This is a genomic window from Microbacterium paulum, assembly GCF_015707995.1.
In the GTDB taxonomy this organism is placed as follows: Bacteria; Actinomycetota; Actinomycetes; order Actinomycetales; family Microbacteriaceae; genus Microbacterium; species Microbacterium paulum.
Genome location: NZ_JAAGRY010000001.1, coordinates 40,894 through 63,934 on the forward strand (window position 1 = coordinate 40,894; position 23,041 = coordinate 63,934).

A 23,041-nucleotide genomic window follows, 5' to 3' on the forward strand; every position below is an offset into this window, starting at 1 on the left:
CGGCGGGCCGAACAATAGGATGTGTGGCATGGGACGAACGCACGTGGACGAGCGCAATGAGGGTGCGTGGCTGGAGGCCATCACCTTGTTTCAATCCGTGCGAGACGCCGACCATGACGCTGCGGCTCGCCTATTGCGAACGTCTTCCGACCCCGAAGCGGTGATGCTGAACCTCCTGCGCATGCTCGGCGTGTACCTGCGCGGAGAAGCACCCGACAAGCTCGACCACTTCATCGCCGCATCCCATCGCGCTGGCCCGCCCCCAAGCCCTCCGCTTCCACCGCTCACGTGAACTTCCACCCCGCACCCCGTCACCCGTTCAGCTAAGGAACCATCCATGCCACGTAACTCCCGCTTCATCTCCCGCCGTTCCCTGCCGCTGCTGGCAACGTCCGTGCTCGCGCTCTCTCTTGCTGGATGCGCAACATCCGGCGAGAACGATGCAGGAGCAGACGATGAGCGTCCCGTGGTGCTGACGACGTTCACCGTTCTCGCGGACATCGCCGAGAACGTCGCGGGCGACCATCTGCGGGTGGAGTCGATCACGAAGGTCGGGGCGGAGATCCACGGCTACGAACCCACACCCGGCGACATCCGCAGAGCATCGGAGGCCGACCTCATCCTCGACAACGGGATGAATCTCGAGGCGTGGTTCGGACAGCTCGTCGAAGGCATGGACGTGCCTCACGTCGTCGTCAGCGAGGGAGTCGAGGCCATCGACATCACCGAGGACGCCTACGCCGGGATGCCGAACCCGCACGCGTGGATGAGCCCGGTGAACGTGCAGACCTACGTCGACAACATGGTCGACGCGTTCAGCGACCTCGACCCCGACAACGCGAGCGAATACGAGGCCAACGGCGAGGCGTACAAGGCCGAGCTACAGACCGTGCAGGACGAGCTGGTCGACGAGCTGTCGGTCCTGCCCGATAACCAGCGGGCGCTGGTCACCTGTGAAGGCGCGTTCTCCTACCTCGCCCGGGACGCCGGGCTGACAGAGAAGTACATCTGGGCAGTCAACGCCGAGCAGCAGGCCACCCCCCAGCAGATCACCTCTGCCATCGAGTTCGTACGCGACAACGACGTGCCAGCGGTGTTCTGCGAGTCCACCGTGTCCGACGCCCCGATGCAGCAGGTCGTCGAAGCAACCGATGCCGAGTTCGGCGGCGTGCTGTACGTCGACTCCCTCTCCGAAGCGGACGGCCCGGTCCCGACCTACCTGGAACTAATCCGCCATGACGCGACCACCATCATCGACGCGCTGACGGCACGCAACTGATGACGACAGCGATCTCGGTGCACGACGTCACCGTGCACTATGGCGAGGTCCTCGCCCTCGACCACGCCACCCTCGACATCCAGGCAGGACGCGTGTGCGGACTCGTCGGCATGAACGGATCCGGGAAGTCCACCCTGTTCAAGACCATCATGGGGCTGCTGCGCCCTGACTCCGGCACCGTGCGCGTCAACGGCCAGAACCCGGCCAAGGCACGCAAGTCCGGGATCGTCGGCTATGTGCCGCAGAGCGAGGACGTCGACTGGGCATTCCCGGTGACCGTGCGCGATGTCGTCATGACCGGCCGCTACGGGCACATGGGATTCACCCGCCACGCGAAAAGATCTGACCACGACGCCGTCGATCACGCGCTGGAACGGGTGGAGCTCACCGAGTACGCGAACCGGCAGATCGGGCAGCTCTCCGGCGGCCAGAAGAAACGCGCCTTCGTCGCCCGGGGCATCGCCCAGGGGGCGACCATTCTGCTGTTGGATGAGCCGTTCGCCGGGGTCGACAAACGCTCCGAGGCCACGATCACCCGGCTGCTGCGCGAGCTTGCCGACGACGGGACCACGATCCTCGTCTCCACCCACGACCTCCACGCCCTGCCAGGCCTTGCTGACGAGGCCGTGCTCCTCATGCGCCGCGTGCTCATGCACGGCGACCCGAACGAGGTGCTCCAGCCCGACAACCTTGCCCTGGCCTTCGGCCTGGACGTCCTGAACCGAGGCGACAACTGATGAACCTGATCGACTTCTTCCTCGAACCCCTCAGCTACGACTTCATGGTGCGCGCCCTCGCGACCACCCTGATCGCCTCGATCGTGTGCGCGGTGCTCTCCTGCTGGCTCGTCCTGATCGGCTGGTCGCTCATGGGCGACGCCGTCTCCCACGCCGTCCTCCCCGGAGTGGTCCTGGCCTACATCGTCGGCGCCCCCTTCGCCCTCGGCGCGGTGATCTTCGGGTTCCTCGCCGTCGCCCTCATCGGCGCGGTCAGAGACACCAGTCGGGTGAAAGAGGACGCCGCGATCGGGATCGTGTTCAGCACCCTGTTCGCTCTGGGGCTCGTGCTGATCTCCGTCACCCCGTCGCAGACCGACCTGAACCACATCATCTTCGGCAACCTGCTCGGCGTGTCCTGGGCCGACCTCACCCAGGTCATCATCCTCGGCGCGATCACCTTCACGATCCTCGTCACCAAACGCCGCGACTTCACCCTCTACGCCTTCGACCCCACCCACGCCCACGCGATCGGACTGAACCCGAAGATCCTCGGTGCAGCGCTCCTCGGCCTCCTCGCCCTCACCGCCGTCGTCGCCCTCCAGGCCGTCGGCGTCATCCTGGTCGTGGCGATGCTCATCATCCCGGGAGCGACCGCATACCTGCTCACGGACCGCTTCGGACGCATGCTCGTCATCGCCCCCGCGATCTCCGCAGCCTGCGCCGTCATCGGCCTGTACTTGAGCTACTACCTCGACACCGCCTCCGGCGGCATGGTCGTCCTCGCCCATGGAGCCGTGTTCGCCTTCGTTTACCTCTTCAGCCCCCGGCACGGTCTCATCGGAACCCGGGTCATGAGCACACGTCGCCGTCGGGCACTCGCTTCCGCTCAGTAGTGGCATCCCGCATGCGCGGCAAGAGCGACCGGTCAAGGACCAGAGCACGCTATCTCCGTGCGATCTGGTCCCTGACTGAGAACAGTGACGCTCCGGTTACGGTGACGGGCCTTGCCCGTGCGCTGCGGTTCGTGCCGGGGAGCGTGTCCGAACAGGTGAAGCGACTCGTCGATGACGGCCTCGTCGACCACGAACGGTACAAGAGCATCTCCCTCACCCCTTGGGGACACCTCGAAGCGATGCGGGCACTGCGGGCGAACCGGATACTTCGATGCTTCCTCCACGACGTCCTCGACCTGCCCTGGAGTGAACTCGCCACCAATGCCGACGCATTGGAAGCGAGCAGCTCACCGCGCTTCCTCCAACGGATCGAGGCTTCCCTCGACCAGCCCACCCACGACCCCTACGGGCAACCCATCCCCACCCCAGACGGTCACATCGAATCCCGCCGAGATGCCCGTCTGCGGGAACTCGCACGCCCGCGATGGGCTCCCGTGAGGATCACGCGCGTCGCCGACGCGCCACTCGAAACACTGGTCTTCCTCGACGAGCGACACCTTCGCCCCGGCACATGGCTACGCATCCAGGCCTGCACAGCGGAAGTCGACATCATCGAGGTCCGCACGGCGGAATGGCATGGCACGCTGCTCCCTGCCGGAGCAGGCGTGCTCCATGCATCACTCCACGACGAAGCTGCGCGGTGACAGCATCAACTAGCCACGACAGACACATAGAGTGCATCTGTCGCCGAACGCCCCAGTGCTACCGAGGTGTCCGATCCCTTAACTCGCGCGTCCAGTGCGTCCGAGAACGGGGCACCTTCGCCGATCTCCAGCGTTGATCCGATTACGAAACCATGCTCTTCGAAGAACTGCAGGAGCGCCGGGTCCGAGTCCGAAATGCGCTCGACCACCACTCGGTGCCCCGCCCCGACTTCGGTCAGCTGCGTCGCCTCCGGGATATGCACCGTCCCGTCAGCGGATGGGATCGGATCACCATGAGGGTCGCGGGCGGGGAACTCCAAAAACTCGTCAATCCGGTCGATCATGAAATCTGACACCGCATGCTCAAGGTGCTCAGCCTCGTCATGCACCTGATCCCACGAGTACCCCAAGACACTGACGAGGAACGACTCAATCAGCCGGTGCCGACGCACCATCGCCAGCGCGTAGGAGCGCCCCGTCTCCGTCAGCTCCACCGAACCATAAGGAGCATGCTCGACAAGACCCTGCGTAGAGAGCTTACGGACAGCATCCGAGACCGAAGAGAGCTTCAACCCTGTTCGCTCCGCGATCAGCGTCGGCGTCACCGGCACCGACGACCACTCCGTCAGACCCCACACAGCCTTCAAATAGTTCTGGGTGCTCGCGGACAACTCAGAGACGGACATGACCTCAGAATAGCCCCGAACATCCAACTACGACACGGCACCGTTCGAAAGTACGGAGATGAGATGGTGCAAGGTCGTTCGTCGCCAGACCCCCCCCGACCACGGCTCGGCTACCGGTCCAGCCGTGACTGGACCAGCGGAACATACGACGCATTCTTCTCGAAGCACAGCACGCGATAGCCATCGCTGACCGCTGCTTCCACCGTCGCCCCGGATCCAGCGAATGGCTCCAGCACCACTCCGTGCGGCGGGGCCACCAGCGTGACGAGCCAGCGCATCAACGCCAACGGCTTCACGGTTGTGTGCGATACCCCGAACGCGCGGGGTCGTTCCAATGTGGAGGGCTTGTGGTCGAAGCGGAAGATCGGGAACTTCCGCGACAGCGACTCGCCCTGCCACGTCCCCGTCAACACATCCAACGCATCCGCCTGGCCAGCGTCGAACGCGACGTTCGTCGGCCACCGGCCGTCAGCGAACCTGCCGTCGTCGATGTTGATCCCGCCGACGCCGTGCCGCAGGACGTTGCGGACGAGGTTTCCTTCCGGGGGTTTGCGGGCGATGATGATCGGCTCGAATGCCGGCCGCAACGCCGTACCCCACCCCTCCCACCGCTGCGCGTCCTCGGTCACTGGAGTGCCTTTGGACAGGACCGTGCGGGTCGCGCCGAGCACCCCGTCATGATCAGTGGTCTGCACGACCCGGTCGGTGCGTTGCATGCCCTGGTGCTTGTCGATGGCGTGCGAGAGGTCCATGCTCTTGGGCATTCCGGTGGTGTGTAGCCATGCAATCTGGTCGCGGATCTCGAACCCCGCATTCTCGATCCCGCGCACCATCCGGTGCCAAGTGCGTGCACCACCGAACGCTGCAACATACGCACCCGGCTTCAACGCATGCAATGCTCCTGCAGCCCACGCCGTGCACCACGTCTCGAACACCTCCGGCGCACTCATCTCACTTGTGTCGATGTGCGAAAGGGATTCCCGGAACCCGGATGCGTCATCCCATGCCTGCCCGTTGAAGCTCAACCCGTAGGGCGGGTCCGTGACCAGGGCGTCGATGCTCCCTTCGGGCAGGAGCGGGAGGAGCTCGACCGCGTCACCGAGATAGAGCGTCGCCCGTTCATCGGCGAACACCGGCTTGGGTAGTTCGGTCAGGCGCGCGGCGGGCGTCGGGGTGGAGTCGGGCATGACGGTGGCTCCCTGCTGTTCGGGGCCTGTCCGCGCTCGTGTGCGACGAACAAGCTCATCCGGCAGGTACGAGCCACACCGACGAAGTCGAGCCCACACAGCCCCAGCGTGGACGCCACGCGAGAGTCAGCGCCCACGCGCCAGATCAGAGCTCCACGAGGTGCCTGGGCGTCGCTGATTCCCACTGCCAGATTTCTCCCACACACGATCGGCAATCAACGGATGACGATGACGAATCGCATCTGATGCGATCCTGTCACCCATGTTGGCTGCGCCCACGGCGAACTGTTCTGCCGCGGAGTTTCAGAGATCTGACGAGTCGGGATCGTTGCCGTCACGACTGACCGCAGAGCGGCGCGTCGAACGTTCTGATCATGACCCGCAGTGATGACGCAGGCCGCGCCAACTCCTGACACGGCGCAACTCACTCAATGAAAGACCACCGTTATATGAGCGTGCGTAACGCATCGAATCTACTGAGGATGCCGAGCACTGGACCGAGTATGCGTGGGCCGGCTCACGCGTTCAGCGAGATCTTCGGTCCCAGGGCGTTGAGCTCGTGCGATCGTGGCGTAGTCGCGTGGGCTCATCCCGAACTGCTTCTTGAACGTACGAGTGGCGATCTCCGGTCTCTCCCATCCCGCTCGCGCTGCCGCCTCCGCGACAGTTACGCGTTTCGTGGACAGAAGCTCCGCCATGCGGTTTGCCCGGAGCCTGCTCAGATAAGCGGCAGGAGGTATACCGATCTGGTCGCGGAATAGTCGGTTGAGCTGCGCCCGCGACAGCGAAACGGCTTGTGCGAGTTCCTCAGCTCGCCACCGACGTTCCGGCGACTTCTGCAGTAGGTTGATCGCTTTGAGTACCTCGTCGCGGGGCCTGACCGGCGCTCGATGCCCTTCGGCTGAGAAGGGTGCTGTAGCGGCGAACAAGTCCACGACGATTGAGAACATCGCGTACTGGTGCTCTGCGCTGGCAGGCAACTGGGCCAGGCGCACCAGCTGCGGCGTGAGCGCTGTCATGGTCGATGTCGGCAGTTGCAGTCGTTGCAGACCTGAATCTTCCTGGAGTGCACGGCGAACATGATGCACGAGTGGGTGACGGGCGCGCACCCAGCGAATGTGATCGCCGGCAAAATCGGGCTGGGCGTACAGGGTGATAGTGCGGGTCCACCCGGCCGGGACCCCGTAGCATTCGAGCCTCGGAGGGATCGTGAGGACTGCGCCTTGCGCGAGAGACACGGTCTGTTCGGCCGTGAAGACCTCCGCCCAGCCCGACATTACGAAGACGATCTTGAGTGCCTCGGAGGCCACTGGCTCGGTCGCGTCACTCGACGTGACGTCTCGTACTTGCAAGGGGACGCCTGCGTCGAAAGATGCGCGCGTTGACAAGAACATCATGGGAGCTATGGCTTTAAGCGTGGAGAGATGACTCGATCAAGCTGAGATCGCCAGCATCGACGACCTCTTGCGAAGTCCCATAGGTTTCGCGTTCTGCTACGGACGCATCTTCGCGGCAGTCTCGGATATGAGCTGGTCGTCCGCTGGCGCGGGAGCACCGCCGATGCCCACGGCACCCAGGAGTTCCCCGTTCGCGGAACGGATCGGCACCGCGCCGGGCACAGCCGTCATCGGACGGCCCGGCCCACCCGCGTGGGCGAGACCATAGACGGCCTGGCCTGGCTGGGCCGCTGCTTGGAGTTCGTGGGTCGAGGCTCCTACAGCGGCGGCGGTCCAGGCCTTGGACTGGGAAGACACCACGCTGGCGAGAGTGCTGCCATCCTGTCGGGCGAAGTGGACGAGGTTGCCGTGCCGATCGATGACGGCCACACTGATGAGCCATCCGTGTTGGATGGCGGTGGCTAGGGCCGTGTCGCTGATGCGGCGAGCGTCTTCGAGTGTCAGCGGGGTCATGCGGGTCTCCTTTTCTCTCGTTGGCTTCAGGCGTTGTGCCAGGAGTTGGCTTCGGTGATCTTCTCGAGCAGCTGTTCGGCGGAGTAGTTCGTGATCCATCCCGGGCTTCCCCGTTGAATCCGCCAGCTCTCGTCAAGCGCTCCGATGTCGACCGGGTCGAATCCGATCTCGTCAACGAACTCGGTCACTCGCTGCTTGCTGGGCAGGTCGTCGCCTGCCACTGCGATCCCGCGCCTGCCCAGGGCATCCGAAGGCCGCGCATCTGCGGGGATGTCGGACCAGACGATGTGGTTGAACGCCTTGACCACGTGTGCTCCCAGCAATGCCCGCTGGACGTGTACCGAAGTCGGAACACGGTCGCCTTCCACTGCGGGGATGACTCCGTCGCGGGGCGCATAGTAGTTGGTGGCGTCGAGCACCACTTTTCCGGTCAGGTCGGCGACGGGGAGGGATTCGATCGCGTCGAAGGTCACCGCGATCACGACGATGTCGCCCTGGGCCGCGGCCCCTGCGGCTGTGTCGCTGCTGGCCAACGGACCGAGCTCGTCGACGACGGCTTGCAGGGTTTCGGGCCCGCGGCTGTTGCTGAGCACGACGGGGTGTCCCTGGCGCACTGCCAGTCCTGCGATGGCCTGGCCGATACGTCCGGCACCGATGACGCTGATCGTTGATTTGGTCATGGCTGCTATCTCCATTCGAGTGGGTTCACTGGCTCTTGGCGGTCGCGGGCTCGGTCACCGTGTCCGTCGCTTTCGATGCCGTGGCTGTGGCGGAGGTGCCGGGAAGGAATAGCGCGACGACGACTGCAACGGCGAGCACGACGATGCCGTTGGCGGCGATAGCGGTGGTCAGGCCGCCCAGGAGTGCCGCGGGGTCATCGGCAGCACGATTTCCGATGCTGATGGCGAGGACGGTCGCCATGGTGGGCGTTCCGAGAGCGAGGCCGACCTGCTGGCTCGTGGTCGTCAGACCGGTGGCCAAGCCCTGTTCGTTATCGGGCAGTCCTGACGTTGAGGTGACGGTGTAGCCGACGATCGAACCGATGTGTCCGAGTGCTCCGATGACGATACCCGTCAGGACGAGCACGAGCGAGGCCAGGTTCGGACCCGCGAAGGCGAGCACGATCGATCCGACGCCCTGGAGGACTAGCGCAGCAACGACTAGCGCCTTCTGCCCGAACTTGCCGATGATCCGCGGGGTGAAGTTCGCGGCGACGACGGACACGATGCCGATGACCGCGATCACCATCCCGGTCAGGACAGCGTTGAGCAGGAGCACATCCTGCAGATAGAGGGTCAGCAGGTAGGTCAGGGAGGACATCATCGAGAATGTCGTCAAGCCCGCGAGGTTGCCGAACGCGACGGTGCGCTTCCGGAGGATCCGGACTGGGACCAGCGGTGCCTGCGCGCGCGATTCGACCCACCCGAAAACGAGCAGGAGCACGACGGCCGCCGCGAGCCAGGGGTAGGGATCGACCACGCTCAGCCCGGTCTCTCCGGCGACGGTGAGGCCGAACACGAGCGAGGCCAGAGCAGCGCTGATCAGCACCGCGCCAGCGAGGTCGAGGCGGGGACGCTCGTTGGGCCGCGATTCAGCGAACAGGATCGGGGTGAGGATGACCACGACGATGGCGATCGGGATGTTGATGAAGAACGCCCAACGCCAGCTCAATCCGCTGGTGAGCACACCGCCCAGAAGAGCCCCGGCGGTGAAGCCCGCTGAGATCAGAGCACCGTTGATGCCCAGGGCGCGTGAGCGGCGGGGACCTTCTTCGAACGAGGTCGTCAATAACGACAGCGCCGTCGGTGCGACCGCGGCTGCGCCGAAGCCCTGGACGATGCGTCCGGCGATGAGCAGCCAGCTGGTGTCGGCGATGCCTCCGATGAGGGAGCCGAGGCCCAGCAGGCATATGCCCGCGATGAAGAACAGGCGCCGTCCCACCAGGTCGCCCAGCCGTCCGAACAACAGTCCGAATCCGGCTGCGGGGAGAGCGAACGCCGTGATGATCCACTGCAGATCTTGCACCGGGATGCCCACGTCGCGTCCGATCTCGGGGAGCGCGACGTTGAGGACGGAGAAGTCGACGGCGAGGATGAAGCTTGCGCTCAGTAGGACGAGGAGTTTCCACCGTTCGCGAGCGGTCAATTGTGTAGAAGCCGAGGTCGGCATGGTGTGTCTACCTTTCGTGTTTGTCGTTGTGCTGCGGTCGTGCGGCTCTCGCGCCGCCGATGACGCGCGACGGAATGTCGCCGGGGCGAGCGAAGCGCCCCTCTTCGATGACGTGCCCATCGGGTCGCACGAGGAAGTAATGAGCTCGACGTCCCAGACCCGGCGACGAGGCGGGCGAGGCGGTGCGCGCCAGATCGCGGACGACATGCTGCGTCCGTTGCGCAAGGGACGCGACGATGTCCTCCCACGCGCGGGGCTCAGTGGTGCCGGGCCAGAGGAAGAGCGTGTATCCGTAGGCATCGTGGACAGGCCAGCTTGACCACGGTGCGCGGTCCGGGACGTGGCCCGTGAACGATGGGAATCGTGCGCCGAGCCGGGATCCATGCGAGGATGCGCCCGCGATCGGATACCTCGTGTCGAGTTGAGCGATGACATCGACGAGATTCGGTCGCTGACGTTTCCGCGTCGCGAGGAAGATCTCGGCGTCGCGCTTGCGGCTTAGGGCCGGGCCGCGGGCTGCAGACCATCGCGCGAGCCTGCCGGAGGTCGCCGCGACCCGTCCTGCCGCCCAGCGACGTTCGGAATCGTAACTGGAAAGCAGCCCCTCCGACGCCCTGGCCTCGAGCACGTGCGCAAGCTTCCAACCGAGGTTGGCCGCGTCCTGAAGACCGGTGTTCATCCCTTGCCCGCCCGCCGGACTCATGACATGGGCGGCATCTCCGACAAGCAGGACGCGCCCCTTCTTGAACCGCTCCGCTGTTCGGAAGCGGACGTCGAATGCCGTCGACCAGTCAGGTTCGCGCACATCAGTGACCAGGCGCGTGTTCTCAGTGAGGACGCGGCGGAAGAAGGCCCGGTCTGGCTCGGGGGCGTCGCTCGGCATCGACACGGCGATCCGCATCGTCTCCTCGGTGAACGGGGAGATACCGATGGCGGCGGAGTTGGAGTAGAAGTAGTGCAACATCCGCGTGGACAGCGTGCCTTCGATGCCGGCGTCGCCGATCGCGAATCGCGCGGCACCCGAGGGGCCGGTGAACTGAATCCCGGCAAGCTCACGGACGGTGCTGTGCGCACCGTCGGCTCCGACGACCCATTGCGCGCGGATATCGTTCTCTCCAGCATCGGTGCGCACAGTCAGGTCGACGCCCACATTGTCCTGTGCGAGCCCCACGAGTTCACCGTCGCGTCGCAGCGGACCGAAGAGCGCCTCGTAACGGTCGATGAGCACCCGTTCGGTGATCTCCTGGGAGACCGCCAACCCAAACGGATAGGGCGCTTCGCGGATCGTGGAGAACCGCAGTTGGCCTAGCTCTCCTCGATCGGAATGAAAGGCCACCCCCTCAATCGCACGGCCTCGATCCATCAATTCGTCGGCGACGCCGACTCCGTGCAGCAGCTCCAGCTGTCGCGGCCACACCACGGAGGCGCGGGAGTGCCGCACCGGCCTGCGCGCCTTGTCGACCATCTGCACAGACACGCCGCGTTGGGCAAGGTCAGCGGCGAGGTACAGGCCGACTGGACCCGCACCGACGATCACCACGTCCACTTCGTTCATTGACATCCCTCGCTCGCTCGACAGCACACAACAGTAGCAGAGGCCTGTTACGTAATCGTAGGCTGTCATGATAGCAGGGCTGATGCGCCGTCTCGCGTGGCGGCATGACAGTGTTGCGCCCATGATTTGACACATGGCTAAAAGCTGTGGACTATCAGTTGATTGATATATAACAGCTTTAGGTTATTGACTAGTCAGCAGCTGTCGCTCTGAGCGGCGGTCAAGTTGGCACGAAGGGGGATGATTGATGACAAGTTCAGCAATCGCCAGGAGCACCCGAACGATCGACCGGAGGGTCGTGCACCGGGCGCAGGTACACGAGGTTTTCCTCACCGACGTGGAGGAAGCTGCCGGCTCGTTTCTGGCGCAGCTGCCGAGTTCGCACGCTTACTTCTGCGACAGCGCATCCATGCGCTATGGATTGGTCGACATCCTCACACTCATGGAGGCCTGTCGTCAGGCGGCCACCGCAGCGGCACACCTTTTCTGGAACGTCGCCGAGGACCGGCAGTTCATCCTCACCAGATGGCGGGCCTCGTTCCCGGTGGCGTCTCGGCCGCGCTACGGGATCGAGGCCGTCGACCTGCGAATGCAGGTCTCGCTGGAGAAGCCGCAGCGCATGCGCGCAACACTCACCGGCGGCACCACGCGCGTATCGGTCTACACCGCAACCGATGGGGAGACTTTCGTGGGCACCCTCGAACTGAACGTTCGCTACGTCGGCAGGGAGGCCTACCAGTTCCTCCGCGCAGGGGCACGCGGCGGATCTCCGATGCCCACCAGCACGATGCGAGCGCCCGAGGATGTCGCAGCTGATCCAAGCCAGGTGGGATGCACGCGGGAGGACAACGTGGCCATCGGCCCCCCAACGGTTACCGCCAGCGGTGGCCACGCCACGCTGCGCTTGCCGTTTCACAACCGCAGCATGTTCGACCACGCCCAGGATCATGCGCCCGCGATGGTTATGGTCGAGGCCGCGCGCCAGCTGGTGCATGCGACCTGCCCGTCCGCGCCCGGGGCTGGCTCCCTGCTCGCCGAGGTCGACGGAGACTTCAGCACCTATGTCGAACTGGACACATCTACTCATCTCGTCGCAGCCGTCCGGGAACCGCAGAGCTTGAGTCTGCCCCTGACGACCGACGTCCAGATCAGTCAGGACTCGCAGCCCGCAGCGTCAATCATCCTGACCTTCGACACTCCCATCGCCAACACCAGTCGGAAGGAGGACCGGCCATGAAGATCCCGCCGGACATTTCCATCGCGGGGATTCGCACCGCCCTGGCCCCGACGGTCACCACGACGACCGCTCTCGAGGAAGGCAAGGTGGCGCGTCTGGTCGCCGAGACCGTCGGCGCCCGCCAGCTACCTGCCGCGACCGAACCGGGAGCTCCCCGGTTGGCGATCGGCGCGGCTCGAGCCGCGCTCGATGGAGCCGAGATTCACGGTGAGGACATCGACATCCTCGTGCACGCATGGATCCACCACCAGGGCCACGACTTCTGGTCGCCCGCTCATCACATCGCCCATGAGATCGGAGCCGTCCACGCTCTGCCTGTCGGCGTGCAGACGATGTGCAACGGCGGTGAGACGGCCATCGAGATTGCGGTCGCACGGCTCTTCTGCGATCCTGACGCGACTACTGCCCTGGTGACGACCGCTGACATCTTCGCTGGAGACTTCGACCGCTGGAACAGCGACTCATTCCTCTGGTATGGCGACGCCGGCACGGCGCTCGTGTTAACCACCGAGCCTCGCCCCGGCCACCCCCAGCTCCTGGCTTGTGCTGCGACTACCGTCCTTGACGGCGAAGGCCTGCACCACGGAAATGACCCCTACACCTGGGCTCCAGGTCAGCACGGCGACATCTTGGACGTGCGACGCACGAAGAAGGCCTACCTCCGGTCAGGACGAGGTGATGCCTTCAACACGAGCATGCGAGACGCACTCCAGCACGTCATCCGCACTGCCGTCAGCGATGCAGGCGTCAGCCTGGACTCGCCGCGGCTGCGCTACCTCGCACTGCCGCGCGTGGGACGCAAAGTCATCGGCGACCTTTACGTGCCCGCGGTCGAAGACCTCACGCATGCTGAAATCGTCTACCTCGGCGATGACACCGGCCACCTCGGAGCCGGCGACACGCCTGCCAACGTCCATGATCTCCTCGCGCAGGAGAACCACGCTCCTGACGATATCGGCCTGTTTGTCTGCGCTGGAGGCGGCTTCACTGTCTCCTGCATCGCGGTCGAACTCGGCGTACTTGGTGCCGCGACCGCCCACTCTGTTGCCGACACCTCTATGAAAGCAGGACTCGCACCATGACCCTCGCCGCCGTCATCACCGCCACAGGCTCAGCTGTGCCCGCGCACGTGGAGACCAACGACATGCTCGCTCAGCGCCTGGACACATCCGACGAGTGGATTCGGAAGCGGACCGGCATCGGTCAGCGTCACGTCGCCACGACCGAGACCACCGCCGACCTCGCCGTTGCAGCGGGCCAGCAAGCGCTCGAAGCCCTCGGCTCCGATCTCGAGATCGACCAACTCATCCTCGCGACCACTACCCCAGATCGGGCCTGCCCGGCGGTTGCCCCCGAAGTGGCCTACCGTCTCGGCCTCGGAACCATCCCGGCCTACGATGTCGCCGCGGTCTGCAGTGGATTCCTCTTCGCCCTCCGCACCGCGCGCGACGCTATCCTGGCCGGCACTTCGCAGCGGAGCCTTGTCATTGCCTCTGAGACGTTCACCCGCCTGCTCGACCCTACAGATCGCGCCACCGTGGCGATATTCGGTGACGGAGCGGGCGCCGTGGTTGTCGAAGCCGGCGATCCGGAAGCACCCGGAGCCGTGCACGACATCAGGCTTCGTAGCGACGGTGCGCTCGCCGATCTCATCACCGCTAACGGCAACCCGACCACGCTGGACGGCGCCGACGACACGCATGACCCCTACTTCCATATGCAGGGCCAGGCCGTGTTCCTACAGGCGGTGCTCAACATGGAGGAGATTACCCGTCAGACGCTCGACGCCGTCGGCTGGGATGCCGACAGCATCGCGCATTTCGTCGGTCACCAGGCGAACGCACGCATCCTTCATGCCGTCGCCGACCGCCTCGACATCGACGCAGTCAAGGTCAGCCTCCATCTCGAACACGTTGGCAACACTGCCGGCGCCTCGATTCCGCTCGCACTGGACGATGCGCTTCGCCGCGGTCACATCCGGCCGGGCGAACGCATCGCCATGGCCTCTTTTGGAGGCGGCGCGACCTGGGGTGCGGCCGCGATCAACGCCCCCGCATTGACTTCCTCGGCCTCCTGAGTAAGACCCAACGAAAGGAAACACCGTGTCCAACACCAACACCATCCGCGACGGCTTCATCTCGATCCTCACCGACAAGTTCGGCGTCCCGGCCGAGGAGACCACCAACGGTGCAGTCACCCTCGACGAGCTCGGACTCGACTCGCTCGCCCTCGTCGAACTGCTCCTAGATCTGCAGAAAAAGCTTCACGTCTCGATCGAGCAGGGCATCATCCTTCCCGAGCACACCCTCGACGAGACCGTCGCTCTCATCGAAGAGCGAAAGGGTGAGTCCTGATGGGCAAGGTCCTGCCTGATGTCGCCGTCACCGGCATCGGGATGATCAGCCCAGCCGGGATCGGGAAAGACGCGAACTGGGCAACCATCCTCGCCGGGGTCGGAACCGCAGCCAGGCACGAGAGCATCGCCCGTCATCGACAGCGTCGACCCATCGCTCGGGTTCCGGATTTCGATGTCCGCAAGGCCATCGGCGCGTCCAAGGCGTGGCGGCTGGCTCGGTTTGTGCAACTGGCGATCATCGCCGTCCGCGAGGCGATCAACGACTCCGGGATCGAACTCGACGCTATCGAGGCCTCGCGCATCGGTCTCGTGTTCGGCAACTCTCTCGGTGGCACCGACACCTTCGAAACCGCCACGGAGGCTCTGCTGACCGAGGGGACTGAGCAGGTCTCGCCGATGCTGGTTCCGATGTGGATGCCCAACATGGTCGCGGGCTCTCTCTCCATAGAGTTCGGCATCCGGGGGCCAGCTCACGTCGTGGCGACCGCATGCGCTTCCGGTGCGACGGCCATCGGGCACGGCCGGCAGCTCCTGCGCGACGGACGATGCGACCTCGTCGTGGTCGGCGCATCGGAGAGCGCCCTCTCGCCGACCATCCTCGCGGGCCTGGCCAACATGGGAGCGCTCGTCGATCCATCCGTCGACGCGTCCGAAGCCTCACGACCGTTCGACAGCCAGCGCGGCGGCTTCGTTCCCGCCGAAGGAGCCGCCGCGCTCATCCTCGAACGCGACGGAGATGCCCGTGCCCGCAACGCGCGTGTCTACGCCCATGTGGCCGGGTATGGGGCCAGCACGGACGCGCATCACGTCACCGCACCCCGACCTGACGGGCAAGGATTGGAAGCGGCGATCCGGGAGGCGGTGGAAGGCGACGCCGGGCTCGTGCTCGGAGACATCGGCCACGTCAATGCGCACGGCACGTCGACCCCACTCAACGACGCCTCCGAAGGCGGCGCACTGCACGGACTCTTTGGTGACACGGTTCCGGTTACGTCGGTCAAGGGCGTCACCGGTCATCCACTGGCCGCCGCCGGAGCGATCGAGGGAGCCATCGCGGCCTTGACTGTCTATCACAGGCAGATCCCGCCCACCGCGAACACCAGCGACGTAGACCCGGCGATCCCAATCGATGTCGTCACCGGTTCAGCACGGCCGTTGGACTCCGGTGCGGTGCTATCGGTTTCGGCAGGATTCGGCGGTCACAACGCAGCGGTGGTTTTCACGCCATGATCCGACTCGTCGCTACGGAGCCGACCGAGACTGGGAGCGCCGCCTTCTTCGATGTCGACGAGACCCTCATCGATATGAAGTCCATGCAGTCCTTCCTCGACTACTACTTCGAGGATCAGGCCCGCGGCCTGCCCACGCCCTGGCAACGGTTCCAGCGCACCGTCGCTGGGCTGCCGCGCGAGGAGGGGAACCGGGCGTACTACCGGCTCTGGTCAGGGCAGAAGCTCTCTGACCTGACAAGAGCCGGACGGGCCTGGTTCGAACAGCACATCCAATGCCCCGGCTTTCTCATTCCAGCTGCCCTTGACGCGGTGCGCGAGCACCGCCGCGCCGGCCGGCTGGTGTTCCTCGTGTCTGGTTCCTTCCACCCGTGCCTTGATCCACTCGCGTCCTTCCTGGATGCGAGCGAGGTCTTCTGCACCGAGCTCGTGGAAGAAGGCGGTGTCCTCACCGGGGAGATCGTGCGCTCACGCATTGGAGAGGGCAAACGACTCGTCGTCGAAGAGGCGGCGGCCCGCTATGGGCTCCGACCGGACCAGACCTGGGGATACGGCGATCACATTTCCGACCTTTCTATGCTTACCGCCGTCGGCCACGCCGTGGTGGTGGGCTCCGACCCGCAACTGATCCGAATCGCTCACGAGAAGCGGTGGCCCACCATCGCCGCCGATGAGCGAACCGAGACGGAAGGACACAAGTGAGCAACGCGAACACATACGGTGATCAGCTCATCGAGACCCTACTCAACGCAGCCAATGAGCTCCACGACGAGACCGGCGTGCCCATGCCCGTGATCGCCGATGCAATGTATCTCGGCTGCGGGATCCCGTATTCCATCTTCGGGGCGGCCGAGCCGGAGACAGCCTCTCGCCCCGAGCAGCACGAAACTGACGTGCCTCCGATACGAACACTCGGCCTGATCGGAGCCGGCACCATGAGCCAGGGCATTGCGCGTGCAGCTCTGCGTGCCGGAATCGACGTGGCCATCGTGGCCCGCGATCCGGAGCGCGCAACGGCGGCGAGCAATGCCGTGCTTCGAGACGTCTCCGGCGCCACCGCGCATGTCGCTTCGAGTCCCCATCTCGAAACGCTCGCAGGTGCAGATATCATCGTCGAGGCGATCAGCGAAGATCTCGCAGGCAAGCAGCGGGTCCTCTCCGAGGTCGAGCGAGCGGTGCCAGAAGCCATCGTCTTGGCGACAACGACGTCCAGCCTCGCCGTCGACGACATTGCCTCTGCTTTGGCGGACCCCCGCCGACTCGTAGGGCTGCACTTCTTTAATCCGGCCGATCGGAATCGGCTCGTCGAGCTCGTGGCAGGGCCCGCGCCGCAAAGTCACCAGAGACGGGCGCGCCAGCTTGCCGCTCAGCTCAACAAGCACCTCGTAGAGGTTCCCGGCACGCCCGGCTTCATCGTTAACCGCGTGCTCATTCCCTACCTCAATGCAGTTTTCGATTTTGTGGATCGGGGAGCACCGCTCCGAGAGATCGATCTCGATATCCGGCGACGCTACCGTCTACCGGTCGGCCCGGCGCGCCTGGCAGGCATCATCGGCAGCGACGTCGTCCTCGCCATTCAAACGTCCCTTCACCAAAGGCTTGAACGGCCAGACTTGCGGCCAGCGTGTGCACTACAGGCGTTGGTCGACCGTGGCGTGCTCGGCAACAAATCTGGCCACATGTTTCCTGCGGCGTTGAACGATGGGGTTTGAGGATGTGCACCTCGTCACGACGTGTCATACTTCTGTCTTGCGACAGGGACTGTATGCTAGGAAGATGCCTGCGATTCAGACATCTCAATGGAGTGATCCGAAGCTCTCACCCCCCCGACGCGGCGAGAAGGCGTTCGCGCAAGATCTTGACGCACGGCTCGGCACGTATGTGAAGCTGGCCGAGCAAGCGATCATCGCGGAGAAGTCCGTGGCCCTTCGCGACTACGATCTCAGCGTCGCCCAGTACGCAACCATGATGGCCTTGTATTACGTGCCTGGCCAGTCGGCCGCGCAACTCGCGCGCACGGCACTGGTCACGCCGCAGACGATGGCCAACGTCCTCTCCAAGCTCGAAGACAAGCGCCTCATTGACCGGGTGCCCTCCGATGTTCACAGTCGTGTCAATGTTGTCACGCTTACCGCTGCGGGCGAGGCCCTAGTGCTCCGTGCCGATGAAGGCGCCCGCAATGTTGAGCAACGCCTCCGTGACGAATTCACCGTCGAAGAAGGCGACCAGCTACGCGGCCTGCTCCGCCGAGTCGCCGTTGTGCTGCGAGGCGAGGAGGCATAGATGCACGCCTCGCGCGTGACGTCGACGCGCGCCTGACCCACGCCATCCGGCTGGTTCGTCGGGCGTGCGTCGACGTTGCCGCCTTCATCCTCTCCGATGAGCAGTCCCTCCAGCTCGTGACCGGGATCGACGTGCACGAGGACGACCTGCGGCATGCTGCGCGGAAACGCCCCGCGTTCCGACACAGATCTCTGGCTGCAGCTTGGATACTCCGCACAGGCATCCGCGCCTGGAACGAGCCTCGCCGGGCAGACCTGCGACGCGATGGTCGTGGACGCCCGTACAGCACCAGCGGGTGGCCCCGGGTCTCCGTCTCCCATGACGACCTCACTGTCGCCGTGGCTTTCACCGCTGAGCATCCGGTGGGAATCGACGTTGAACCCTGCTCCCGGAGCGTCCCGCCGGCCGTCGTCGAACTTCTCGCGCCGCTCGCCGAGCACGAGGCGCTCACTGCGTGGACCGCATACGAAGCGATCGCCAAGGCCGACGGCCGTGGCATCGGTCTGCCTATCGGCCATCTCACCCATATTCCGGGCTCCGCGCGGTGGCGCGTAACCGGCGGCGAAGAGTACGCAGTCGTCCATCGCGAGCTCATGACCGACTCACTACTGGCCGTCGCGTGGAACAACGAGACCCCGCCCCTGCTGGCAATCGCCACAGTCGACGGGGTCTCGCAATCTTCAACACCCTAATATCGCGAGCCCACCGCGGCCGGGACGTCATCCAGGCGCGTCCGCTCGGACGTTACGAGGTTGACCTCCATCGCGGCGAGATTCTCCGCCAGGTGAGCGCTCCGTCGCGTCCCCGGGATCGGGATGACGTGCTCTCCCAGATCGAGCACCCACGCGAGGGCCACCTGGGCCGCCGTCGCCCCATGCGTGCGAGCGATCTCCTGTACCGTGCCCGTGATGGCGCTGTTGCGCTCGAACGCCTCCGACGCGAATCTCGGATTCGTCTTCCGGAAGTCGCCCTCCTCGAAATCGCTGGGGCGGAGGGTGTTCGTGAGGAACCCACGACCCAACGGGGCGAACGGCACGATCGATGCGCCGTGATCGCGAGCCCATGCGACAACGTCACCCGACGCCTGATCTGCCCCTCCGGCAAAACCGGCGCTCTTAGCGGAGAACCCCTCGCCGAGGGCGTCGCGGGTCCACAACGACAACTCTGACTGGATCGCGGTCACCGGGTGGATCTCTTGAGCGCGGGAAGCCTGGTCGACGCTGACCTCCGACAAACCGAGCCAGCGCACCTTTCCGGCCTCGACGGCCTCCGCCAATGCACCCCAGCTCTCCTCAAGAGGGACGTCCGGGTCCACGCGATGCAAGTAGTACAGATCCAGAACGTCCCGCCCGAGATTCCGCAGGCTCTCGTCGATCTGCCGCTGAAGCACCTCCGGCGACCCGTCCCGATGCATCGTGCGCGCCTCCAGGTCGTCGACGACGATCCCGCCCTTGGTCGCAATGACCACATTCAGACGGTCCGCCAGGGCGCGACCGACGAGTCGCTCGTTGTGGCCGTCGCCATAGATCCGCGCCGTGTCAAAGAAGTCGACACCTGCGTCCACAGCCGCGACGATGGCCGCCTCGGACTCCTGATCGTCTCGGCCACTCTCGTTATAGCCCCAGCTCATCCCCATACAGCCCAGCCCCAGGGCGGTGACATCGCGGCCGGTCGAGCCGAGTTCACGCTTCTTCATGCGTCCTCCTTCATCGTGGCATCCAATAGCAGAGACCTGATACGATACAGCAGGCATACATGAAGCAAATACAGGAGACCGATTATGAAGGCAGTTCAGATCACCAGCTACGAAGGACCGGGCACTCTGGAGTATGGCGACGCCCCTGAGCCCACCCCCGCGGCGGGCCAGGTCTCGCTCGACGTCCGTTTCGCGGGCGCGAACTACGTTGAAGCCTTGTTCTCCGAAGGATTGGTTCCCGACCTCCCGGTGCCGTGGGTGCCGGGCATTGAGGCATCGGGCAAGGTCCGTGCGCTGGGTGAGGGCGCGGAAGGACTCACCGTCGGTCAGGACGTCGCAGCACTGACCATCAACGGCGGCGGTGCCTACGGACAGGTCGCCGTCACGAACGTTCATCTCGTCGCTCCTCTTCCGGAGGGCCTCAGCATCTCCGAGGCCGCTGCGGTGCCCTCGAACACCACGACCGCGCTCATCGCCCTCGAACTCGTCGCCCGCCTCACCGAAGGTGAGAGCGTCCTGGTTCAGGCAGCCGCCGGAGGGCTCGGATCGCAGTTTGGCCAGGTCGCCAAGCACCTCGGAGCCGGACGAGTTGTGGGTGTCGTCGGCAGCGAGGAGAAGCGCCAGGCAGCCCTCGATCTCGGATATGACGAGGTGTGGCTGCGCAAGGACCTCGCTGAGCAGTCCGCCGACCAGTTCGACGTTATCGCCGACCCGGTCAGCGGCCCCGCCCGCTCCACCTGCATCGACCTGCTCCGTCTCGGCGGGCGGCTGCTGGCAGTAGGCGATGCCGCTCAGGCCGGCGACCAGCAGATCAGCAGCAATGCCCTCTGGTTCGGAGGCAAGGGCGTGATCGGCTTCAACCTCGGCGCCTTCGCGGCCACCAAACCCGCGGTCGTCGGCGACTTCTTCCGCCGCGCGCTCGACCTGGTCGCCAACGGCGCCGTGAAGGTACATGTGGCAGACACCGTGCCGATCCAGTCGGCACCGGCTGTACTGACAGAACTGCGCGGCGGACGCACCGTCGGAAAGACCGTCTTCCAACACGAGTTCTAAGTTTGAACGGGTCTCGGGATTGGCCGAGGCTCGAGACCCCCTCGGACAGCAGATGCATCCGTCGTAGCAGCGGACGCGATCAAGAGCGGAAAGTGATCGGAGCACTGAATCTGACCGTACGCTTCATGTCCCCCCAGCGAAAGAACCGCGAAATCCATGAGCCACACCTCGAGTTGCGAGACTGCCACCAGCTACACCTGTGCATGCCCCTGTGGCGGCGCCCGGCACGGCGGTGTCCTCATCGCGGGTCTGCGCACGACAGCTGAGACCACCCGCACAAAGGCGAAGCACTGGGCTGAGCCCCGACGATGGGAGAACACCGTACCGGCCGCCAACCAGACAACTGTCAACAGCACCTTTAGAGAACGGCGGCCCGCGCTCACCGGCGTCATCATGGAACTGGTTCTCGCCCTCATCGATCAAGTAAAGAGCGACAGGGAGATCGATGCCGTGGAGATTCTCGCGACCGAGATCTCCGACGGGATCGCCGAAGAGATGGAGAAGCGACTCTCCAACGCAGGACCGCGCGAAAAGAAGAGTCGCCACCTGTGGTGCGTCGTGATCGCGGCGATCTGCCGCGTGTACGACGAGATGGGCGACTTCGCGAACGCATCCACCGAGATCCTTGTGGCCCGCGTCATGCAGCTCTTGCGTGAGGCCACTTCCGAGTCTCGGACTGACGAGGCCGAGGTCACGGACATCTACCGGCAGCGCTCAGGCGTGGCCCGTGCATTCGAGATCGATGAATATGACTGGCTGGGTGCGCTCATCGAGAAGGCGCTCAAAGCCGTCGTCGCAGCGATCACGTCGATGGGGGAGGAGGCAGCGATGAAGTACGTCCGTTTGATTGGCGCGATCATTTGTCCTGATCCGGACCGACACCCGGTGGTCGTCAAGCACTGTGTCTGGCCGCTCCTCAACGGCCCGTTCCGAGAGGCCCTCGAGGATTCCGTCGCCGCTGAAATGCGAACGTGGATCCGAAACGCCTACGCCGTCAGTCCGCCCAGCTCGACCACACACAATCCCTGACGAGGAAACCTCATGCAGACAGCCCGCGTAGACGGCCAAGGCGAGATCAGCGCCGCCACACTCGCGCGCTATAGCCCCGCAGAGCGGGCAACCTATCGCGGACGCCTGACCTGCCCTGACCGGTCCTGCGGAGCGACCGTTCATTTCCGCTCCCAGAGCGTCAACGGGCAGCCTGCGTTGTTCTACTCGCACGACCACGTCGGAACCTGCGCGGAGAAGTCCCCGGACACGAAGAGCGCCGCCTTCGAGGCGGAAAGGAGAGAAGACGAAGCCATCTGGAACGATGCCAGCGAGCTTGTACTCCGACTCGACACTTCCGATCCCGGCGGGGCCTCTACCACTGACTCCGACGGACCCACCGGTGCGCGGCCCGGCCTTCGGCACGATCCTCGACACGGGAATCGCCAGACCCACGCCAGTTCGATCGGTCTTCGCCCGCTCCTTCGGCGGCTGCGCGATGACCCCGCATTCAGGACGTCCACAATGCCGCTGACCTTATCCGACGGCGCCCAGAGCACTGTCCGGGACGCTTGCACCCACGTCTCTGACTACGTCCCGACGTCAGGTCGTCGACGCATCGTCTGGGGTCCGATCGTCCGGGCTCCTTACGGGTGGATCAACAGTGGCCTCCGGCACGAGAACCTCCCCGCCGTGCGGATACCGGACACACATATCCGGGAGACGCTCGAGCGCGCACACGTCGAAGAGTTCGCCGACCTCGATCCCAGCTCCGAGTACTCGTTCGACTTCATCGTCGAGGGAGGGTTTGGCGAGACCGAGAACGGCACGCCCTGGGTGACGATCGAGAGCCCGCACCATCTCGCCCTTCTACGCAAACCAGCGCCGGGAAGCTAAGTCGACCGCCCAGCTGGCCCCCTCTCTTCCCGCAGCGTGCGAGCTCGGTGCAAGCTGGACGGCACGGTCAAGTCAGTCTCGTCTGGGCGCCACTACGTCTCTTGCGGCCCGGGATTGCTTACCTTCTCCCGGTCCGTCTCTCTCCGTTCGGGGACCAACGCGCCGTGCAACGGTGTCGGTTTCAATCCCCGTGATCTCGCC

General features: G+C 64.9%; 25 protein-coding genes. 17 read left to right on the forward strand and 8 right to left on the reverse strand.

Annotated elements, in window-relative coordinates; all coding sequences use genetic code 11:
• Positions 1-28 precede the first annotated feature (28 nt).
• From G3N18_RS00225 to G3N18_RS00245, 5 genes are read left to right on the forward strand one after another with little or no spacing between them, the layout of a single operon-like run.
• On the forward strand, positions 29-292 hold the full coding sequence (locus tag G3N18_RS00225; protein WP_196382403.1) for a hypothetical protein: 264 nt from the start codon (positions 29-31) through the stop codon (positions 290-292).
• A 45-nt stretch (positions 293-337) separates the two neighbouring features.
• The gene (locus G3N18_RS00230; RefSeq protein WP_275952049.1) at positions 338-1,279 is read left to right on the forward strand and encodes a metal ABC transporter substrate-binding protein; all 942 of its coding nucleotides are present in this window, start codon (positions 338-340) and stop codon (positions 1,277-1,279) included.
• Positions 1,276-2,016, forward strand: coding sequence for a metal ABC transporter ATP-binding protein (locus G3N18_RS00235; RefSeq protein ID WP_206692824.1), 741 nt, complete (start codon positions 1,276-1,278; stop codon positions 2,014-2,016). The genes G3N18_RS00230 and G3N18_RS00235 overlap by 4 nt, the downstream gene beginning before the upstream one ends.
• Positions 2,016-2,891, forward strand: a complete 876-nt coding sequence (locus G3N18_RS00240; RefSeq protein WP_196382326.1) for a metal ABC transporter permease — start codon at positions 2,016-2,018, stop codon at positions 2,889-2,891. The genes G3N18_RS00235 and G3N18_RS00240 overlap by 1 nt, the downstream gene beginning before the upstream one ends.
• Before the next feature lie 11 nt (positions 2,892-2,902).
• Complete coding sequence (locus G3N18_RS00245; protein WP_087137374.1) at positions 2,903-3,595, forward strand: metal-dependent transcriptional regulator; 693 nt, start codon at positions 2,903-2,905, stop codon at positions 3,593-3,595.
• Between the two features lie 5 nt (positions 3,596-3,600).
• Here the strand turns inward: G3N18_RS00245 and G3N18_RS00250 are convergent, their stop codons facing one another.
• The 7 genes from G3N18_RS00250 to G3N18_RS00280 form a co-directional block, all read right to left on the reverse strand.
• On the reverse strand, positions 3,601-4,281 hold the full coding sequence (locus G3N18_RS00250; RefSeq protein WP_087137371.1) for a metal-dependent transcriptional regulator: 681 nt from the start codon (positions 4,279-4,281) through the stop codon (positions 3,601-3,603).
• Between the two features lie 110 nt (positions 4,282-4,391).
• Positions 4,392-5,468 (reverse strand): DNA-methyltransferase, encoded by a 1,077-nt coding sequence (locus tag G3N18_RS00255; protein ID WP_087137369.1) that lies wholly within the window; start codon positions 5,466-5,468, stop codon positions 4,392-4,394.
• Between the two features lie 473 nt (positions 5,469-5,941).
• Complete coding sequence (locus G3N18_RS16390; protein WP_196382327.1) at positions 5,942-6,778, reverse strand: helix-turn-helix domain-containing protein; 837 nt, start codon at positions 6,776-6,778, stop codon at positions 5,942-5,944.
• 183 nt (positions 6,779-6,961) lie between these two features.
• The gene (locus G3N18_RS00265) at positions 6,962-7,378 is read right to left on the reverse strand and encodes a GlcG/HbpS family heme-binding protein (protein ID WP_196382328.1); all 417 of its coding nucleotides are present in this window, start codon (positions 7,376-7,378) and stop codon (positions 6,962-6,964) included.
• A 26-nt stretch (positions 7,379-7,404) separates the two neighbouring features.
• Positions 7,405-8,073: an NADPH-dependent F420 reductase gene (locus tag G3N18_RS00270; RefSeq protein ID WP_230403649.1), complete on the reverse strand. Its 669-nt coding sequence runs from the start codon at positions 8,071-8,073 to the stop codon at positions 7,405-7,407.
• Positions 8,074-8,083: 10 nt separating this feature from the next.
• Entirely contained in the window at positions 8,084-9,523 is a 1,440-nt protein-coding gene (locus G3N18_RS00275; protein WP_206692809.1) for an MFS transporter, read from the reverse strand.
• A 31-nt stretch (positions 9,524-9,554) separates the two neighbouring features.
• Entirely contained in the window at positions 9,555-11,102 is a 1,548-nt protein-coding gene (locus G3N18_RS00280; protein ID WP_196382330.1) for an FAD-dependent monooxygenase, read from the reverse strand.
• Between the two features lie 247 nt (positions 11,103-11,349).
• On the opposite strand from G3N18_RS00280, the gene G3N18_RS00285 reads away from it, so the two are divergent.
• From G3N18_RS00285 to G3N18_RS00325, 9 genes are all read left to right on the forward strand, one after another.
• Positions 11,350-12,339, forward strand: coding sequence for an AfsA-related hotdog domain-containing protein (locus G3N18_RS00285; RefSeq protein ID WP_196382331.1), 990 nt, complete (start codon positions 11,350-11,352; stop codon positions 12,337-12,339).
• Positions 12,336-13,421, forward strand: coding sequence for a beta-ketoacyl-[acyl-carrier-protein] synthase family protein (locus tag G3N18_RS00290; protein WP_196382332.1), 1,086 nt, complete (start codon positions 12,336-12,338; stop codon positions 13,419-13,421). The genes G3N18_RS00285 and G3N18_RS00290 overlap by 4 nt, the downstream gene beginning before the upstream one ends.
• Positions 13,418-14,416, forward strand: coding sequence for a beta-ketoacyl-ACP synthase III (locus G3N18_RS00295; RefSeq protein ID WP_196382333.1), 999 nt, complete (start codon positions 13,418-13,420; stop codon positions 14,414-14,416). Before G3N18_RS00290 ends, G3N18_RS00295 begins: the two co-directional genes overlap by 4 nt.
• Positions 14,417-14,441: 25 nt before the next feature.
• Complete coding sequence (locus tag G3N18_RS15920; RefSeq protein ID WP_196382334.1) at positions 14,442-14,693, forward strand: phosphopantetheine-binding protein; 252 nt, start codon at positions 14,442-14,444, stop codon at positions 14,691-14,693.
• Positions 14,693-15,925, forward strand: coding sequence for a beta-ketoacyl-[acyl-carrier-protein] synthase family protein (locus tag G3N18_RS00305; protein WP_196382335.1), 1,233 nt, complete (start codon positions 14,693-14,695; stop codon positions 15,923-15,925). Before G3N18_RS15920 ends, G3N18_RS00305 begins: the two co-directional genes overlap by 1 nt.
• Positions 15,922-16,626 carry an HAD family hydrolase gene (locus G3N18_RS00310; RefSeq protein WP_196382336.1) on the forward strand — a complete coding sequence of 235 codons (705 nt, stop codon included), beginning with the start codon at positions 15,922-15,924 and terminating at the stop codon, positions 16,624-16,626. The genes G3N18_RS00305 and G3N18_RS00310 overlap by 4 nt, the downstream gene beginning before the upstream one ends.
• On the forward strand, positions 16,623-17,636 hold the full coding sequence (locus tag G3N18_RS00315; protein WP_196382337.1) for a 3-hydroxyacyl-CoA dehydrogenase NAD-binding domain-containing protein: 1,014 nt from the start codon (positions 16,623-16,625) through the stop codon (positions 17,634-17,636). The genes G3N18_RS00310 and G3N18_RS00315 overlap by 4 nt, the downstream gene beginning before the upstream one ends.
• 64 nt (positions 17,637-17,700) lie before the next feature.
• On the forward strand, positions 17,701-18,207 hold the full coding sequence (locus G3N18_RS00320; RefSeq protein ID WP_196382338.1) for a MarR family winged helix-turn-helix transcriptional regulator: 507 nt from the start codon (positions 17,701-17,703) through the stop codon (positions 18,205-18,207).
• A gap of 338 nt (positions 18,208-18,545) precedes the next feature.
• Positions 18,546-18,899 (forward strand): 4'-phosphopantetheinyl transferase family protein, encoded by a 354-nt coding sequence (locus tag G3N18_RS00325; RefSeq protein WP_196382339.1) that lies wholly within the window; start codon positions 18,546-18,548, stop codon positions 18,897-18,899.
• On the opposite strand, the gene G3N18_RS00330 is transcribed toward G3N18_RS00325, so the two are convergent.
• A complete protein-coding gene (locus G3N18_RS00330) occupies positions 18,896-19,903 on the reverse strand; it encodes an aldo/keto reductase (RefSeq protein WP_196382340.1) in 1,008 nt (335 codons plus the stop codon). The genes G3N18_RS00325 and G3N18_RS00330 overlap by 4 nt on opposite strands.
• 84 nt (positions 19,904-19,987) lie before the next feature.
• Between G3N18_RS00330 and G3N18_RS00335 the strand changes: the two genes are divergently transcribed.
• The 3 genes from G3N18_RS00335 to G3N18_RS00345 all read left to right on the forward strand — a co-directional run bounded on the left by G3N18_RS00335 (position 19,988) and on the right by G3N18_RS00345 (position 22,840).
• Positions 19,988-20,956 carry a quinone oxidoreductase family protein gene (locus G3N18_RS00335; RefSeq protein WP_196382341.1) on the forward strand — a complete coding sequence of 323 codons (969 nt, stop codon included), beginning with the start codon at positions 19,988-19,990 and terminating at the stop codon, positions 20,954-20,956.
• Between the two features lie 156 nt (positions 20,957-21,112).
• Positions 21,113-21,985 (forward strand): hypothetical protein, encoded by an 873-nt coding sequence (locus G3N18_RS00340; RefSeq protein ID WP_196382342.1) that lies wholly within the window; start codon positions 21,113-21,115, stop codon positions 21,983-21,985.
• 12 nt (positions 21,986-21,997) lie between these two features.
• A complete protein-coding gene (locus G3N18_RS00345; protein ID WP_196382343.1) occupies positions 21,998-22,840 on the forward strand; it encodes a hypothetical protein in 843 nt (280 codons plus the stop codon).
• Positions 22,841-23,041: the final 201 nt, after the last annotated feature.